Raw genomic sequence first — 16,286 nt, 5'->3', positions numbered from 1 at the left:
CGTTAATATAGCTACTTTTTATTAGTTTCACCTCAGCTTTGAATATAGAAAATAATGCCCTAAAATTTGAACACGCAACGGTTTTTTTAAGAAAATTACAGAGTTAAACCTTGGTAGAAAACAAGTAAAACATAGGATGATTGCTGCTCAATTTAGCTATCCCAAAATGGATAGTCTTATTTATTTTTCTATCCAAATTTATCACAATAATACACCGCATCGCTCCTACCCCATATGTAGTTTTAAGTACACTTTTTAGACCAAAAAAATCACTTTGAATTAGAGTGCAATTCAGCCTATTTTGTATCAAAAACAAACCACGTTTACACTTAAAAATGAATTAGTTTTAGACGGCAATATACACAAAAAAACGCCCCGAAATTTGAACATGAAATCAGGGCGTTTTCCAACTAACCAACTAAACTTAAAAACTCCTTACATTAACCGGTAAGGACGGCTCAAAAACTCTTAATTATTTTAACTCAATTAACCTTTTTGGCTTAGGTAAAGACTCCTCTTTTTTAGGAAGCACGAACTTTAATATACCGTCTTCATACTCCGCATTTATTTTATCGGAATCTATTGTTTCCGGCAAGGTAAAAGACCTTTTAAATGAAGAGAATGTAAACTCCCTTCGGGTATAATTACTCTCTTTTACCTCATCTTCATGCTGCCTATCAGAAGAAATGGTCAATACGTCATTATCAACTTCTATATTAAAATCTTCCTTCTTTCTTCCCGGAACAGCCAACTGAAGCTCAAATTCCTTTTCATTGTCTTTAATGTTTACAGCAGGAACATCAAAACTTGTATGGTCCACACCTCCAAACCAATCGGGTTTGAAAATTTCATTCATTAAGGAAGGGAATACCAAATTGTTTCTTTTTACTATGCTCATAATATGTTGTTTTATTTTGTTAGACTTTAAATTCAACCAACAAAAGGCAAATCATATACCAACCAACAAAAACTGACGTTATGGCATTTTTAGAAAGTTAAAAAATGTCATTATGACGCCTTTTAACCTTTTTTGCATGTCAAGCCTTCACATCCTAAAAAGAAGCCCTAATTATAATGAACTTTAAATATGTCAATGAGCACTTTAGGAGGTACCACGCCCCCCGGATAATCATCCATTACAGCCAAAACCCTATGTATAGCCATAGGAGGCAACCCCATTCCCAGTCCTATATTATGGATTTTAGTTACTTCTAAGTCCTTTTTTTCTTGGTCCACATTCATTAGGAGCACCAATCTATGAAACTGAAGAATACGCTCTGCTTGTGACTTTGGAACTACATGTTCCGCATCAGAAATAAATAAAGAATTGAACTTTTCCCTATCCACACCTAATTGTTGGGCCACTCCCAGTAAAAAATTGAACTCTAACTCTTTGATTTGCCCATCAACCTTTGCAAACTCGATCATTTCGGACAATATGCTCAACTTTTCCTTTTCGGTAGCCATAAAGTAACAGATTTTAGATGTAGTAAAATTCCTGTTATATAAAATTACTAAATTGAACAATACCCTCTATGTTAAAACTCTGAAATGACATGGTATTCTCCAAATAGTGATAACTTGCCCAAAAATTTAGAAAATGACCAACAACGACGTATTTAAGAAGTTAAGGGTGGCCCTAATGCTACGCGATGATGATATCATCGAAATTCTGAAGTTAGTGGATTTTAATTTGAGCAAAAGTGAATTAGGAGCTTTTTTTAGGAAGGAAGACCACCCTAATTACAGGGAGTGTGGAGATCAGGTGCTTCGTAATTTCCTTAATGGCTTAGTCATACATTTAAGAGGCTCCAAAGATGCTCCAAAATTTCCGGGCGATGTTCTTTCCAAGAAATCGGACACACCCAAAAATAAACCTAAATCAACCAAGAAGCCTTTTCAAAAGCATCAACCGGATATTTCTTCGGTAAAATATAAAAACAAGCCAAACCAGAGAAAAGGGCAAAAAAAATCCTGAAACCAATTAAAGTTTCAGGATTTTTCTCAGCTAATTCAAATAATTATTATCTAGCAATCCTTACGGATACTGTATACAGTTTACCTTCTGTAAAATCTTCCATTTGAACTTTTTTATAGTTCAATTTCGCTTTTACAAAACCTTCCAAATCAGCATCTTCAGAATCTACGGACAATACCACTATTTCACGCTCCTTATTTAAGGTAAAACGCACTTGGGCACTCATGTCTATTGCCTCTTGGGACAAAGAGTTTTCACTTAAGATGTGTGAGATTTGCTTGGATAAGGTATTGGATTTTACCTTTGGCTCAGAATCATTGGCAAGAACAGTTCCAAAACTCATTAACAATGCAGACGCAATAACTAAACTAATTTTTCTCATGACTTCGTTTTTTAAATGATTGATGATTGATGATATATCTAAAAGACGAGCACTAAGAGAAAGTGTTACTTCAAAAGAACAATTTTAACAAGATTTTAAGGTTTACCTCTAAAAGTCTAGGATATTATAGAAAAAGTTGACTACTCCTCTTCCTCAAACGATATATGCCTATTCATATTTTCTTCCAAGGATATAAAGGATTCTATCTCCCTTATCCCTTCTATGGTAAGTATAGACTCTTGATAGAGTTGTCTGTAATGAATGCTGTCGCGTGCATGGATTTTAACAAAAATGTCATACTTTCCTGTGCTATGGTGAATCTTGACTACCTCAGGGATTAGGGCCAATTGATCGATCACACTTTTATACAACGACGCCTCCCTTAAATGCACCCCTAGGAAAACCGTCATCTTCCACCCTAGAATACTATAATCCAAGGATAAGGTAGCCCCTTTAATAACACCCAAATTTTTCATTTTTCTAGTACGCATATGAACCGTACCAGGAGAAATACCGGCACGCTTGGCAACCTCTGTATAATTCATTTGGGCATCTTCTGATAGAATTGATAATATCTTGTGGTCTACAGCGTCTAACCTGTCTTTCATAACTCCTATAAATTATTGATCTAGTGGCAGTAATTCATTATTTTAACTTTTAACTTTAATAGAATTCTGCACATAATCATTGAATTAAAACTGTTAAAAATGCGTTTTCCGTAAATTTAATTTAAGCTTTTGAAAAAAAGCGTAATAATATGACAATAAAGACCTATAACTAATGAATAATGCATTTTTTTTATTTGGTCAAATTTTGGATGTCATAAAAATGAATTTTTGATATAATATCTCATATTAACAGATTTTTAACCCTGTAATCATTGAAACCTACCGTTTCGTTAGATTTTTATTGAATAATTGGTTATTCGTTCAATTTAATTGTTATAACTCTTTAAAATACAGTGTTTTAGAGCGTTTTCATATTTTTTTTTGTGAAAAACTACCCCTAATATTGTCTTGTTGTTATGTCAGTAACAAGACAGCAACAAAGTGAAGTATCCGGAACTTTTCTTTCATTGATTTTGACCCCCATTCCATTCAAGTTTGGAAAAGGCGTGGTTGGCCAAATGACAACGTTTAGTATCAACCAAAACCTTGTATTTTATGAAGAAAGCTCTCATACTATCATTATTATTTATGTTATCTCTCACCTTAGGGTTGGCCCAAGAGATAATGATTACCGGTAAGGTAATTGATGATCAGGGAGTAGTTCTCCCAGGTGTAGACATAGTTATTAAGGGAACTACAAAGGGAACCACTACAAATTTTGACGGAGAGTACACTATCGATGCTCCATCTGATGCAATCCTAGTTTTCTCCTCATTAGGATTTTCTAAAAAAGAAATTTCCGTAAACGGCCAAAAGGAATTGGACATGATTTTAATTCCGGCAGCAGAGCAATTACTTGAAACCATCGTAATTGGTTCAAGAAGACAAGGGCGATCAAAATTGGATACGCCCGTTCCGGTAGATGTGATAGATATAGCATCCGAAGCTATTAATATGCCACAACAGGACATTTCACAAATGCTTACAGCAGCAGCGCCATCCTTCACAGCTTTTACAAGTGGAGGAGGCGACCTTTCATCTTTTGTAAGTCAGCCAAGCCTTAGGGGGTTGGCTGCCAGTCAAATGCTTGTGCTCGTTAACGGTAAAAGAAGACACACTTCTGCAATTCTAGCGGGAAACCAAACAGGTACTCCCGGTCCCGGGGTGGATATGAGGTTTATTCCATCCATTGGAGTAGAGCGAATTGAGATTTTAAGAGATGGTGCATCTGCTCAATATGGTTCAGATGCTATTGCAGGTGTAATAAATATGGTTATGAAAAAAGGCACCGGGGAATTTAAAGGAACATTGACCGCCGGTGCTTACACAAATAAACTGGGGTATGATGAATCTGCCCTAACCCCCGAAGAAAGAGAACTCACACGTTCATTGGATGGCTGGGACGGTCAAAATTTTCAATTTGACGGTAATTACGGCATAGGGTTCGAAAATGGCGGCTATTTTAATGCCTCCATCATGTTGGCACAATCTGAAAGGACTGTGCGTCCTACCGTACTTTCGCTTGACAGAGCTCCACTATATGACAATTTATATTTGACCAATGGTCGCACCACGGTTAACGGAAACCCCATTATCACCAACCCAGAACTTATAGCCGCCCAAGCCAGCGGTGATGCCAATTTAATAAGCTCCCTACAAACCGTAGAAGGTTTGATGGCTGCAAGGGGTATTGAACAGATTGATGTTTCTACCTATTCAGGACTTCCCGCAAAAACAAATATGAGTTTGGCTTTCAACTTGGAAAACCCCCTTACCGAAACTTCGGATTTTTATGCCTTTGGAGACATTGGTTATCAGTACTCCGATGCTTACAGCTGTTTTTTCAGACGTGCCGCCCAAGCGGACAGGTCCAGTTACGAGCTCTTCCCCAATGGCTTCCGCCCACAAATCTATAATGACCAATATAACATTTCTTTGGCCACTGGGATAACCGGTATGATCGGGGATTATGATTTTGACTTGAGCAATACCTTCGGTACCAACTCCGCACAATATGGCATGTTCAACACATGGAATGCCAGTATAGGTACCGGTTCTCCAACAGATATGAACCTTGGAACCCATAGATTCTTACAAAATACCATCAATATGGACGCCTCCCATTTTTATGAGGACATTCTTTCTGGTCTTAACATAGCCTTTGGTGGTGAACTTAGATTTGAAAACTATGCAATTGAAGCCGGCCAAGCAGAAAGTTGGACCGCCGGAGATGCAGGAGTGGTAACAGCAACAGAGGACAATCAAGAATTGATTGGACCCGACGGCTTTCCTCTGGAAGATTTGAACGGAAACCCTTATGTAGACGAACTTGGACTTCCTGTAACCTTGGAGCATGCAGGTGTAAGCCAATTATTGGTAAAAAACTACGCATTGAATTGCCAATGTTTTAGGGGATTTGCACCTGAAAACGAAGGCAATAGCTGGAGGTCCGTTATGGCCGCCTATGTTGACATGGAATTGGATTTTACAGAAAATTTCTTGATGTCCGGTGCCCTTAGGGTCGAAAATTATTCCGATTTCGGGAACGTTTTAACTGGTAAATTGGCAGGACGCTACTCCATAGGGGATAATTTCTCCTTTAGAGGTTCTTTCAGTAGTGGATTTAGAGCTCCTTCTTTACAGGAGTTGAACTACTCGCACAGTTACACCTTCTTTGTTGATTTAGTTCCCTTTGACGGCACCTTGTACCCTAACAACAGCTCTGCAGCCAGTGCTCTGGGAATTGGAGCATTACAAGAGGAAAGGTCTAGGAACTATAGCTTAGGCTTTACCACCAAAATTGGGAAATTCGATATTACGGTGGATGCGTACAAAATCGACATCTATGATCGAATTTTTGAAACTGGTGAATTCGATTCTTCGGATGCCCCTGTACTAGACCCAATTATTGGAAGTGGTTTGGCAAGTTTCAGAATTAACGGTGGTGATATCAGCACAAAAGGTATAGAGGCCGTTGTTAACTACAATACTAGATTGGGTGATAGCAAATTAGGATTTGTATTAGCAGGTACTTTTAGGGAAAATAAGTTTGAAGGAGTAAACCTTCCGGACTTGAACACCAACCTTACGGATGAAGAATTAACGGATAACTACGTAAGCCGTTCTTTGATAGGTCAATTTGAAACTGGTACCCCAAGCAGCAAGATTATTGGAACTGTCAACTATTCTATAGGTAAGTTTTCTGCCATGCTAAGAGGTACCCGCTATGGATCAGTACAGTCAAGGGATAATAACTTGAGAACTTTGGTCCCAGAAGGCACCCAAGGCTATGCTGATCAGTACTTTACTCCAGAATTCACAACTGATATAGGTTTGACTTACGAGTTTACAGATGCTTTAAGCTTAACGATAGGTGGTAACAATATTTTCAACGAGTATCCTGAAATATTAAGATACGAGCTGCGTGGATTTAATCTTTACTCTCAATACCAACAAGGTTCTGCAGGTGCCTACTACTTTGGAAGACTAACCATTAACTTGTAATTGAAGGTAACAGTAATTTAAACAGAAGATTATGAAAACATATAAAGCAATCATCTTAATTTTTATACTAGCCCTAGGTATCACCTCCTGCGAACAAGAAAGGCTGGAACCAGTCTTGACAACTGCAGAAGGAGGAGGTATATTAAATACCTATACCGCTTACACTATAGAATCAACGGACCCCACGGGTTCCAATGTATATGGTAGGATAGTTTTTTATAAAAGCACCTTGGACCAAACCTTGGTACAAGTATCCTTATACAACACTATTGATGAAATTATGCACCCAGCTATAATTCTTGGGGGAGCCATTGGAGATGAAACCATGGCACTTACAGAATTGGACGCTATAGATGGGTCCACCGGTGAATTCTCCTCCAACAAATTTTTTGTCATAACAGATGAGTCGTATTACGATGCTATTAGCAGCTTGGACGCACATATAAATATCTACTTGAGTTCTGCGGACGACACCATTGTCGCAACTGGTAATATAGGAGCCAATGCAGAACCCGTAGACATGAATTAGAACTTTTAACTTAAATATATAGCACTATGGAAAACTTAAACAGAAGAGCTTGGTTAAAGCGAGGAGCTTTAACAGCCGCAGGAGCAATGGTTATGCCCCACCTTACATTTGGTGAGACACCCATGACCCAATTGAAATATGATTCTGAGGGAAGAAGCCTTTACAGTCCTTTTTTCAAAGAATACAATGCCAACATATTTCCGGATAGCGCCAAACTTTTGGCAAAACTGAATGCTAACGAAAACCCTTATGGACCTTCGCCTAAAGCAGTTGAAGCCTTTAAAAGTGCAACCCCTTTGGGCAATCGCTATGCTTGGAGAGAACTTTTTGACCTCATGGGCAAAATTGCCACGAAAGAAGGAGTTAAGATGGAAAATGTTATGATGGGTCCTGGCTCATCTGACCTGCTAGAAAAAACGGCTATGGTCCTTTTCGCAAATGGTGGCAATGTTGTGAGCGCTGATCCTTCTTACATGTCACTTATTCGTGTGGCGGAAGCTACAGGTGCAAGCTGGAAACCAGTACCCCTGAAAAAGGACTGGTCCCATGACCTAAAGGCTATGGAAGAAGCCATTGATGAAGATACCAAGCTGGTCTACATATGCAACCCAAACAACCCAACCGGTAGCATGACAGACCATGCAGAATTGGTTGATTTCTGCTCAAGGGTTTCAGAAAAGGTTCCCGTTTTTGTTGATGAGGCTTATATGGGCTTTTTAGAGGACGGAGACAAGAAAAGTATGGTATCCTTGGTAGCCCAAGGAAAAGATGTCATCATTGCACGTACTTTTTCTAAAATTCACGGTATGGCAGGATTGAGGGTAGGATATATTGTAGCCTTGGAATCTACCCTTGATAAAATTCAGGAAATAACCAGGGGAGGTATGGGTATAACCTATCCATCTGTTTACGCAGCATCCGCAAGTATGGATGATGTGGAATTCCAAAATAAATCGAGAAAATTAAATGCCGAATGCCGAGAGTTCGTTTATGAAACATTGAATAAAATGGGATATGAATATGTACCCTCTTCCACCAGTTTCATCTTGTTTCCTATTGAAATGGAGGGCGAAAAATTCTTGGAAAAAATGACTGCCGAAGGTGTGGGGGTCAGAGCTTTTGACATCATGGACAGAAACTGGTGCCGAGTTAGTATGGGCACCATGGATGAGATGAAAGTCTTTGCTACGGCTTTACAAAAAGTGCTAGTTTAAAGTTGAGTCAACCCAATGAGCCGGATTTTAGTCAGATTGCCTTGATACCATAATTCGGCTCTTTTGGGTAATTCCGTTCTAAAAGAACACACAAACCTTAGTTTAAAAATTAAATTCAACATATGAACTTTGCGCTTCAAAATACATTAGAACTTCTATTGATTATAGGCTTAGGGCTACTGTTGCAAAAAAAGGTAGCTAAGCAAGATTTGAAAGGAGTAAAAACTATCATTTTAAGTATAGCGCTACCCGCCGTTATTTTCGTTGCCCTATTAAAAATTAAACTTGAAAGTTCCTTAATCGTTTTTCCATTGCTGGCGTTGACATTCAACCTGGTCATGCTAGCCAGCTCTAAATATTTGCTCAACGCAACTTTATCAAAAAAACAAGAGTCCAAAAGACGTACGGTAATGATGTTAATTCCATCATTGGCACCTGGTCTTTCCTGTTTTCCTTTTATCGTCCTGTATTTGGGAGATGATTCATTGGCATTGGCAGCTTTGGCAGATGTAGGAAACAAAATATTTGTCCTCATTCTCCTCTATATGCTAGCTATGAATTGGTATCGTAAAAGGTCTTTGCAAGATGCTAAGGCCTCCACCTCCAGCAAATTAAAAAGCTTGGCCCTTTCTTTATTAAAGGAGCCTATTAACATGGTCATCATTGTTGGCCTACTGTTATTGTCTTTTGGCCTTAATATGGCATCTCTACCAGAGTTTTTACAAAATACGATCGGTAGTCTTAAAACGCTCATGACCCCATTGATCTTATTATTTATTGGAATGGCCGTACGTTTGAAGGGGGGCGAATTTGGTACCATTGTATCCTTACTTGCAAGGCGTGCAGGCATCACTTTTATTTTGTCCGCTATTTTTGTCTTTGCTTTTCCGGCTCTTTCGCCAGCATTAATTTTGCTACTAGTGGTCTTTCCACAAAGTTCCTGTAGTTTCTGGCCCTTTGCCCATATGAGTGCAGTATCATCGTTGGAGGATAATGATGGACAAAAAGAACCCACTTTTGATATTAACTTTGCCGTAAATATCCTGGCGTGCTCCCTACCCTTTTCCACTATTCTGATCATTGGAATATTCTCCTTTAGCGAATATTTTATTAACCCGACCATTATTTTATCTGCTGGGGTTCTGCTAACCACTTTATCATTCATCCCTAGCTTAGTAGGTAAGATCAAGAAAGCAAGGGAAGAAAAGTTGGAGTCTGCCAGTTACCGAAGTTATGCTAGTTTTAATGCAACACCACAAACTAGCGACGAGAGTTGATCTATAGTGCAAAATGATTCCATAAAAAAACCTCCAGATATGCTCTGGAGGTTTTTTTAGCTATATCAAATAATTATTTTTTAACTTCCACTGGGACCCTATAGACCACTCCTTGTTCAAAAGTGCCGGGGGATAATCTTTGGAAATCTACATTGGTTTTGATGAAAGCTTTTAACGCCTCACTTTCAGTTTCAATAGATAGGATTCTAAGATAATTTCCTCTATCAACTGCCAATCTAACTTCTGCCCTTTCACCCCTAATGGTTTCTGGGATTACAGGTACGTCCAACATCTTATAAACTTGGGCCGCTACCGCTTTGGATGGCACAACATTATCTTCATAATCGGCACTTGAAGCATAACTTGCATTCAATGCCAAAACTGCTATAATCGTATAAAAAATCTTTTTCATTTGTGGTAAACTTTTATTTGGTTTCAACTAATTCTATGTAAAGATAATATAATTTAAAGGACGTAAATTGCTGATTTACCAAATTTTAACACACCAAAATAAGAATAATTGAATTTTACTTAAAAATCTAATGATTCGTCAGTTTTTTTTACAAAATCCTACCTTAACGTTTTCGTTGAAATTTTAAAATTCAAAAAATAAAGGGACCAAACAAAAAAAGGGAGGCAAATGCCTCCCTTTTTCAAGTCTATTTTAAAATAGTTAAGCTAGCACTTCTTTTACTTTATCCGCTGCTTCTTGAAACTGAACTGCGGAGTGAACTGCCAAACCGGAATTATCAATAATTTCCTTGGCCAATTCTGCATTCGTTCCTTGCAAACGAACAATAATTGGAACCTTTATCGCATCGCCCATATTTTTATAGGCATCTACCACTCCCTGGGCAACTCTATCACAGCGCACAATACCACCAAATATATTAATGAGTATAGCTTTGACCTCAGGATCTTTTAATATAATTCTAAAGGCTTCTTCAACTCGTTTGGCATCTGCAGTACCACCAACATCCAAAAAGTTTGCAGGTTCCCCTCCAGCCATTTTAATTAAATCCATAGTGGCCATGGCCAATCCGGCTCCATTAACCATACAACCCACGTTTCCGTCAAGGTCCACATAGTTGAGACCAACTTCCCTTGCTTCCACCTCTATTGGGTTCTCCTCGCGTAAATCACGCATTTCAGCATAGGGCTTTCTTCTAAATAGAGCATTGTCATCTATGGATACCTTGGCATCAACAGCCATAATCTTATCATCCGAAGTCTTTAAAACCGGGTTGATTTCAAACATGCTGGAATCACTTTCCACATAGGCCTTGTAAAGAGCGGAAACAAATTTGGTCATTTCTTTAAAAGCAGTTCCTGAAAGGCCTAAATTGAACGCAATCTTTCTAGCCTGAAACGGCATTAAGCCCGTTGCGGGGTCAATTTCCTCGGTGAAGATCAAATGAGGCGTTTTTTCCGCCACTTCTTCAATATCCATACCGCCTTCTGTAGAATACATAATCATATTTCTACCAGTTCCCCTGTTCAATAGAACGGACATATAGAATTCACTTGTTTCGCTATCGCCAGGATAATAAACATCTTCGGCAACCAAAACTTTATGAACTTTTTTACCTTCGGCAGAAGTTTGTGGCGTTATAAGGTTCATTCCTATGATATCACCTGCCAGTTCTTCTACCTCTTTAAGGTTTTTGGCTAATTTAACACCTCCACCTTTTCCTCTACCACCAGCATGAACCTGGGCTTTAATTACGTGCCAGCCTGTTCCGGTTTCAGCAGTCAATTGTTTTGCGGCCTCTACAGCTTCTTTTGCGTTGTGGGCCACTATGCCACGCTGAATGCGTACTCCAAAACTGGCCAAAATTTCTTTTCCTTGGTACTCGTGAAGATTCATATGTTAAGGGTCTAATTTTTACGTTTAGCAACAAAAATAGGTAACTGTACGGTCTTTTTACAATTTAGAGGCAGCAAATTCCAAAAAAATGCTTCAGAAAGGAACGCTTTGGTTTATTATCACATTATAAATTATAAGATAGGCATTTTAATTACAGCTTACATAGTAAAGTCCTTGAAGTCCAAGGGGTCAAAGTTTCTAAAATCCCCATTCATCTTTATGGTCTTTTTTGTACGGTCTACCTCGGTCAACACTGCAATAGTAGAAAGCAAATGTTCATAGATATAATCCAAACGTTTTGATTCACTGGACATTTGCAAAAGCTCATATTCTTGATCGAAAGACAGGCCCATTTTGTGGATCAGCACATAACTATGAAACTTCTCTACGGGCATACGGTCGTAGGGCACTTCCATAATATCGTACAGCTCATATATCTTATTCAAAACCTTATTTCTTTGCTCTAGATTGGTATCATTGATATTTTCAATAAAATCAACTTCACCACCAGCATAGAGCTTTCCATCCATTTTATTGTCAAAACTTAGGATTTTAAAGGCTTGGCGCGCTATACAGGTAACATCCATCTCGCCCCCGTCATAAGTATTTACAATTTCAACCAGTTGTACCTCTGTACCGTAGACCATTTTATTGTCTATAAAAACTGGAATACCAAAGGTAATGGCCTCACCCCTACAATCCTTTATCAACTGCTTGTAACGATCTTCAAAGATGTGAAGCGGAACCGTTTCACCTGGAAAAAAAATAGATTGTAAAGGAAAAAATGGAAGTCTCATTTTAGGTGTATTTAAGGTAAAAATACAACTGAATTTAAGGTTAGGCAAAAAAGAACATCTTTAGAATTGTTTTATTTGTAACATTATGTTTTATTTTTAAAACCTGTCTTTGTTTTCTTGCCCATATCATTTGAACACGTTAGTTTTGCGCAAAACTTAAAGGACTATGAATAATGCCGATTTGCTTAAAATAGCCAAGACTTATGGCGATCCTGTTTACGTTTATGATTCAGAAAAAATCATTTCGCAATTTAACAGACTTACCAATGCTTTTAGCACTGTTAAAAAGTTAAAACTAAACTACGCAGCCAAGGCCCTTTCAAATATCGCTATTCTTAAACTGATGAACAGTTTAGGAAGCGGATTGGATACGGTTTCGATTCAAGAGGTGCAATTAGGCTTAATGGCCGGCTTTAAACCGGAGTCCATTATATTTACACCAAACGGGGTTTCCTTGGAAGAAATTGAGGAAGCCGCCAAGTTGGGTGTACGTATCAATATAGACAACCTATCCATTTTGGAGCAGTTTGGTAGCAAGCATCCAGATATTCCTGTATGTATTCGCATCAACCCGCACGTAATGGCAGGTGGAAACTCCAAAATTTCCGTAGGTCACATAGACAGTAAATTCGGCATCAGCATACATCAAATACCGCACTTATTGCGAATTGTCGAAATCACTAAAATGAATATTAACGGTATTCATATGCATACCGGAAGTGATATTTTGGATATTGATGTATTTCTTTATGCTTCTGAAATCCTTTTTGAAACCGCCAAAAACTTTAAAAATCTTGAGTTTATAGATTTTGGTAGTGGTTTTAAGGTTCCGTATAAAGAGGGCGATATAGAAACAAATGTGGAGGAGTTGGGCAAAAAACTTGGGTCACGCTTTAATGAGTTTTGTAAAGAATATGGCAAAGAGTTGACTTTGGCATTTGAACCCGGTAAGTTCTTGGTAAGTGAAGCAGGTAACTTTCTGGCCAAAGTAAATGTTGTTAAACAAACTACTTCTACGGTTTTTGCCAGTATAGATACAGGTTTTAACCACCTTATTAGACCAATGTTGTACGGTGCATCCCATAGAATTATAAATATTTCAAATCCTGAAGGGCGTGAACGCTATTATTCTGTAGTAGGATACATTTGTGAAACGGATACCTTTGCAAGTAACCGACGTATCAACGAAATTTCTGAAGGCGATATTCTATGCTTTAAAAACGCCGGTGCGTACTGCTTTACCATGGCGAGTAATTATAACTCACGCTTTAGACCACCAGAAGTGCTTTGGCATGAAGGAAAGGCCATCTTAATTCGAGAAAGGGAATCTTTTGACGACCTTATTAAACTACAGGTAGATGTAAAGGATTTATTTGCACCAAAAAAGGCCAAGGCAGAAGCAAAATAAAAAGGCCCAATTTTTCGTTAGCTTTGGTATAATTGTTGGACTAACCAACTATGTAAATTCCATAAGAATGAAAATTGCTTTTACCAGAAGTTTGCTCTTAGGTTTCTTAACCTTGTTTTCAGCTTCCTTTACCACTTACGCGCAGGAAGTGGAATGGCTCTCTTGGGACCAAGCCGCCGAATTGGCCAGTACCGATGAAAATCCTAAAAAGATTTTTGTAGATGTCTATACCGATTGGTGCGGATGGTGCAAGAAAATGGATAAGGATACCTTCCAGGACCCGGAAGTAGCTGAATACATGGCCAAAAACTTCTATATGGTAAAATTAGATGGCGAAGGCAAAGACCCCATTGAATTTAAAGGAAAGACTTATAAGTTTGTTCCGCAAGGAAGAAAAGGCTATCATGAATTTGCTGCGGCCCTTTTACAAGGAAGGTTAAGCTATCCTACTACCATCTTTTTGGATGAGGAAATGAACATGCTTAGCCCAGTACCGGGATACCAGAAACCAGAACCCTTTTTGGCCATCGCCAAATATTTTGGGGACAATATTTATAAAGAAAAAGATTGGTCCTCCTACTCGGGCCAAGGTAAATAAAAAGAAACCCCAACTTAAAAGTCGGGGTTTTTTTATGCTATTTTTTTAAGTATTTCTGTCCACATCCTTCAATACAAGGATACGAAAGAACAAGCGAACCTTCCTCTAGATGGTAGTAGATTTTAAAATCTTCTGTATTACAACCATCCGGTATTAAATAATTTTCAGAAGAGAATTGGGAGATAATGGTGTCGTTCATCACATACGTTCCAGCAGTGTTGTCACCGGCTTCTGAATTTAAATCACAAAGCTCACCATTGGATTTAAAGATTCCTTCTTCCAAAAATTCAATCGCCTTTTCGCTATCAACTTTTTGGTATTCTCCACTTCCGTCCCCTGGATCGGCATATTGCTCCACCAATAACCAAGTTCCGATCAACCTTGGATTCTCTGGATTTATTTCATCGTCATTATCCGAACAGGATAAACCTATTAACGTCAATAGAAACAAAAAACTCCATTTTTTCATATTGTATTTTTTAATCTAAACAGATATAACATGAAAAAATTGTTCTTTTTCCCGAAAAGATAAGTGTCTACCTACTATAATTTGGAGACTCTTTGGTGATGGTAACGTCATGTGGATGACTTTCATTGATACCACTTGAAGTTATTTTTACAAAGCGACCGTTCTCCTTAAGGGAATTAATATCCTTAGCTCCACAGTAGCCCATACCCGCACGTAGACCACCTACAAACTGATGGATACTTTCATACAGTTCTCCTTTATAGGGAACACGACCTACAATACCTTCCGGTACCAATTTTTTAATATCATCTTCCACATCCTGGAAATAACGATCTTTACTACCTTCTTTCATGGCCTCAACGGAGCCCATTCCTCTATAGGATTTGAACTTACGACCTTCATAAATGATGGTCTCCCCCGGAGATTCTTTGGTTCCCGCTAAAAGACTACCTAACATTACCGTATCTGCCCCTGCAGCGATTGCCTTAGGGATATCTCCCGTATAACGGATACCTCCATCTGCAATGACCGGTACTCCCGAACCTTTGATGGCGGCAGCAACTTCCAAAACCGCCGAAAACTGAGGAAAACCAACCCCGGCAACTACTCGAGTGGTACAAATGGAGCCGGGTCCAATACCAACTTTAACCGCATCTGCGCCTGCTTCCACCAAATATTTGGCCGCTTCGGCAGTGGCAATATTTCCAACTATTACTTCCAAATTTGGAAATTTGGCCTTTACCTCTTTTAAAACGGAAACAACACCTCTTGTATGTCCATGAGCGGTATCAATTACCACAGCATCTACCCCGGCTTCTACCAAAGCTTCTGCCCTATCTATGGCATCTGGTGTTACACCGATGGCAGCTGCCACACGTAAACGACCAAATTCATCTTTATTGGCAATTGGTTTAAGGGTAAGTTTTGTAATATCCCTAAAAGTAATAAGCCCGATCAACTTATAATTTTCATCAACCACAGGAAGTTTTTCAATCTTGTTTTCCTGTAAAATATCTTCAGCTTGCTCCAAGGAGGTCTCCCTACCTACTGTAACAAGGCTTTCAGAGGTCATTACCTCCGAGATGGGCCTGTCATTATTTTTTTCAAATCTTAAGTCCCTATTGGTTACGATACCCAAAAGCTTATTTTCCTCATCCACAATTGGAATACCACCAATACTAAACTCTTTCATGCTCGCTTTGGCATCCCTAACCTTGGAGTTTAGGGGCAAGGTTACAGGGTCTAGAATCATCCCACTTTCCGCACGTTTTACCTTACGTACTTTAACCGCTTGTTGGTCTATGGTCATATTCTTATGAAGCACACCTATACCACCTTCCTGCGCCATGGCAATTGCCATTCTAGATTCCGTAACGGTATCCATAGCAGCGGAAACTACCGGTACGTTAATAGTAATATTACGAGTGAATTTAGTTTGAATATTTACTTCTCTGGGAAGTACTTCAGAATAAGCTGGAACGAGGAGTACGTCATCATACGTTAGACCTTCTCCTAGTATTTTGTTAAGGTGGGCTTCCATAGCAATTAAAGATTTAATTGCGTGCAAATGTAATGAATTTTATTGGTTTTGTGGCCCGAATACCGTCCCGGTTGTTATATGCTAAAACCGTTGTGAAATTTAACTGGAAACCTTT

General features: G+C 38.7%; 16 protein-coding genes. 7 read left to right on the top strand and 9 right to left on the bottom strand.

The window, feature by feature from the left end; translation table 11 throughout:
- Positions 1-472: 472 nt before the first annotated feature.
- Both BIZ36_RS07340 and BIZ36_RS07335 read right to left on the bottom strand, forming a co-directional pair.
- A complete protein-coding gene (locus BIZ36_RS07340) occupies positions 473-898 on the bottom strand; it encodes an Hsp20/alpha crystallin family protein (RefSeq protein WP_187457227.1) in 426 nt (141 codons plus the stop codon).
- A gap of 167 nt (positions 899-1,065) precedes the next feature.
- On the bottom strand, positions 1,066-1,467 hold the full coding sequence (locus BIZ36_RS07335) for a TerB family tellurite resistance protein (RefSeq protein WP_187457226.1): 402 nt from the start codon (positions 1,465-1,467) through the stop codon (positions 1,066-1,068).
- Positions 1,468-1,600: 133 nt separating this feature from the next.
- On the opposite strand from BIZ36_RS07335, the gene BIZ36_RS07330 reads away from it, so the two are divergent.
- The gene (locus BIZ36_RS07330; protein ID WP_187457225.1) at positions 1,601-1,978 is read left to right on the top strand and encodes a DUF1456 family protein; all 378 of its coding nucleotides are present in this window, start codon (positions 1,601-1,603) and stop codon (positions 1,976-1,978) included.
- Positions 1,979-2,024: 46 nt separating this feature from the next.
- Here the strand turns inward: BIZ36_RS07330 and BIZ36_RS07325 are convergent, their stop codons facing one another.
- The gene (locus BIZ36_RS07325) at positions 2,025-2,360 is read right to left on the bottom strand and encodes a hypothetical protein (protein WP_187457224.1); all 336 of its coding nucleotides are present in this window, start codon (positions 2,358-2,360) and stop codon (positions 2,025-2,027) included.
- A 140-nt stretch (positions 2,361-2,500) separates the two neighbouring features.
- Entirely contained in the window at positions 2,501-2,968 is a 468-nt protein-coding gene (locus BIZ36_RS07320) for an Lrp/AsnC family transcriptional regulator (RefSeq protein ID WP_187457223.1), read from the bottom strand.
- Positions 2,969-3,523: 555 nt separating this feature from the next.
- On the opposite strand from BIZ36_RS07320, the gene BIZ36_RS07315 reads away from it, so the two are divergent.
- The 4 genes from BIZ36_RS07315 to BIZ36_RS07300 all read left to right on the top strand — a co-directional run bounded on the left by BIZ36_RS07315 (position 3,524) and on the right by BIZ36_RS07300 (position 9,492).
- Positions 3,524-6,472 carry a TonB-dependent receptor gene (locus BIZ36_RS07315; RefSeq protein ID WP_187457222.1) on the top strand — a complete coding sequence of 983 codons (2,949 nt, stop codon included), beginning with the start codon at positions 3,524-3,526 and terminating at the stop codon, positions 6,470-6,472.
- Between the two features lie 31 nt (positions 6,473-6,503).
- Entirely contained in the window at positions 6,504-7,001 is a 498-nt protein-coding gene (locus tag BIZ36_RS07310) for a hypothetical protein (protein ID WP_187457221.1), read from the top strand.
- Positions 7,002-7,027: 26 nt separating this feature from the next.
- Positions 7,028-8,215, top strand: a complete 1,188-nt coding sequence (locus tag BIZ36_RS07305; RefSeq protein WP_187457220.1) for a pyridoxal phosphate-dependent aminotransferase — start codon at positions 7,028-7,030, stop codon at positions 8,213-8,215.
- Positions 8,216-8,337: 122 nt separating this feature from the next.
- A complete protein-coding gene (locus BIZ36_RS07300) occupies positions 8,338-9,492 on the top strand; it encodes an AEC family transporter (RefSeq protein WP_187457219.1) in 1,155 nt (384 codons plus the stop codon).
- Between the two features lie 73 nt (positions 9,493-9,565).
- Here BIZ36_RS07300 and BIZ36_RS07295 read toward each other — a convergent pair whose 3' ends face one another.
- The 3 genes from BIZ36_RS07295 to BIZ36_RS07285 form a co-directional block, all read right to left on the bottom strand.
- The gene (locus tag BIZ36_RS07295; RefSeq protein WP_187457218.1) at positions 9,566-9,904 is read right to left on the bottom strand and encodes a hypothetical protein; all 339 of its coding nucleotides are present in this window, start codon (positions 9,902-9,904) and stop codon (positions 9,566-9,568) included.
- 261 nt (positions 9,905-10,165) lie between these two features.
- Positions 10,166-11,359: an ADP-forming succinate--CoA ligase subunit beta gene (sucC, locus tag BIZ36_RS07290; protein WP_187457217.1), complete on the bottom strand. Its 1,194-nt coding sequence runs from the start codon at positions 11,357-11,359 to the stop codon at positions 10,166-10,168.
- Positions 11,360-11,517: 158 nt separating this feature from the next.
- Positions 11,518-12,156, bottom strand: a complete 639-nt coding sequence (locus tag BIZ36_RS07285) for an LON peptidase substrate-binding domain-containing protein (RefSeq protein WP_187457216.1) — start codon at positions 12,154-12,156, stop codon at positions 11,518-11,520.
- A gap of 166 nt (positions 12,157-12,322) precedes the next feature.
- Between BIZ36_RS07285 and lysA the strand changes: the two genes are divergently transcribed.
- Positions 12,323-13,564, top strand: coding sequence for a diaminopimelate decarboxylase (lysA, locus tag BIZ36_RS07280; RefSeq protein ID WP_187457215.1), 1,242 nt, complete (start codon positions 12,323-12,325; stop codon positions 13,562-13,564).
- Between the two features lie 67 nt (positions 13,565-13,631).
- Entirely contained in the window at positions 13,632-14,162 is a 531-nt protein-coding gene (locus BIZ36_RS07275) for a thioredoxin family protein (protein WP_187457214.1), read from the top strand.
- A 37-nt stretch (positions 14,163-14,199) separates the two neighbouring features.
- Here BIZ36_RS07275 and BIZ36_RS07270 read toward each other — a convergent pair whose 3' ends face one another.
- Entirely contained in the window at positions 14,200-14,631 is a 432-nt protein-coding gene (locus BIZ36_RS07270) for a hypothetical protein (RefSeq protein WP_187457213.1), read from the bottom strand.
- A gap of 67 nt (positions 14,632-14,698) precedes the next feature.
- The gene (gene guaB, locus BIZ36_RS07265) at positions 14,699-16,171 is read right to left on the bottom strand and encodes an IMP dehydrogenase (RefSeq protein ID WP_187457212.1); all 1,473 of its coding nucleotides are present in this window, start codon (positions 16,169-16,171) and stop codon (positions 14,699-14,701) included.
- Positions 16,172-16,286: the final 115 nt, after the last annotated feature.

Source organism: Cytophaga sp. FL35 (assembly GCF_014349235.1).
Taxonomy (GTDB): domain Bacteria; phylum Bacteroidota; class Bacteroidia; order Flavobacteriales; family Flavobacteriaceae; genus Euzebyella.
Note: the sequence above shows the minus strand (reverse complement) of the source record. Positions and strands in the feature narration are given on the sequence as shown.

Excerpts from the sequence above, each read along its gene's own strand:
- BIZ36_RS07340 (WP_187457227.1), bottom strand. The coding sequence starts at position 898 with ATGAGCATAGTAAAAAGAAACAATTTGGTATTCCCTTCCTTAATGAAT.
- BIZ36_RS07335 (WP_187457226.1), bottom strand. The coding sequence starts at position 1,467 with ATGGCTACCGAAAAGGAAAAGTTGAGCATATTGTCCGAAATGATCGAG.
- BIZ36_RS07330 (WP_187457225.1), top strand. The coding sequence starts at position 1,601 with ATGACCAACAACGACGTATTTAAGAAGTTAAGGGTGGCCCTAATGCTA.
- BIZ36_RS07325 (WP_187457224.1), bottom strand. The coding sequence starts at position 2,360 with ATGAGAAAAATTAGTTTAGTTATTGCGTCTGCATTGTTAATGAGTTTT.
- BIZ36_RS07320 (WP_187457223.1), bottom strand. The coding sequence starts at position 2,968 with ATGAAAGACAGGTTAGACGCTGTAGACCACAAGATATTATCAATTCTA.
- BIZ36_RS07315 (WP_187457222.1), top strand. The coding sequence starts at position 3,524 with ATGAAGAAAGCTCTCATACTATCATTATTATTTATGTTATCTCTCACC.
- BIZ36_RS07310 (WP_187457221.1), top strand. The coding sequence starts at position 6,504 with ATGAAAACATATAAAGCAATCATCTTAATTTTTATACTAGCCCTAGGT.
- BIZ36_RS07305 (WP_187457220.1), top strand. The coding sequence starts at position 7,028 with ATGGAAAACTTAAACAGAAGAGCTTGGTTAAAGCGAGGAGCTTTAACA.
- BIZ36_RS07300 (WP_187457219.1), top strand. The coding sequence starts at position 8,338 with ATGAACTTTGCGCTTCAAAATACATTAGAACTTCTATTGATTATAGGC.
- BIZ36_RS07295 (WP_187457218.1), bottom strand. The coding sequence starts at position 9,904 with ATGAAAAAGATTTTTTATACGATTATAGCAGTTTTGGCATTGAATGCA.
- sucC (WP_187457217.1), bottom strand. The coding sequence starts at position 11,359 with ATGAATCTTCACGAGTACCAAGGAAAAGAAATTTTGGCCAGTTTTGGA.
- BIZ36_RS07285 (WP_187457216.1), bottom strand. The coding sequence starts at position 12,156 with ATGAGACTTCCATTTTTTCCTTTACAATCTATTTTTTTTCCAGGTGAA.
- lysA (WP_187457215.1), top strand. The coding sequence starts at position 12,323 with ATGAATAATGCCGATTTGCTTAAAATAGCCAAGACTTATGGCGATCCT.
- BIZ36_RS07275 (WP_187457214.1), top strand. The coding sequence starts at position 13,632 with ATGAAAATTGCTTTTACCAGAAGTTTGCTCTTAGGTTTCTTAACCTTG.
- BIZ36_RS07270 (WP_187457213.1), bottom strand. The coding sequence starts at position 14,631 with ATGAAAAAATGGAGTTTTTTGTTTCTATTGACGTTAATAGGTTTATCC.
- guaB (WP_187457212.1), bottom strand. The coding sequence starts at position 16,171 with ATGGAAGCCCACCTTAACAAAATACTAGGAGAAGGTCTAACGTATGAT.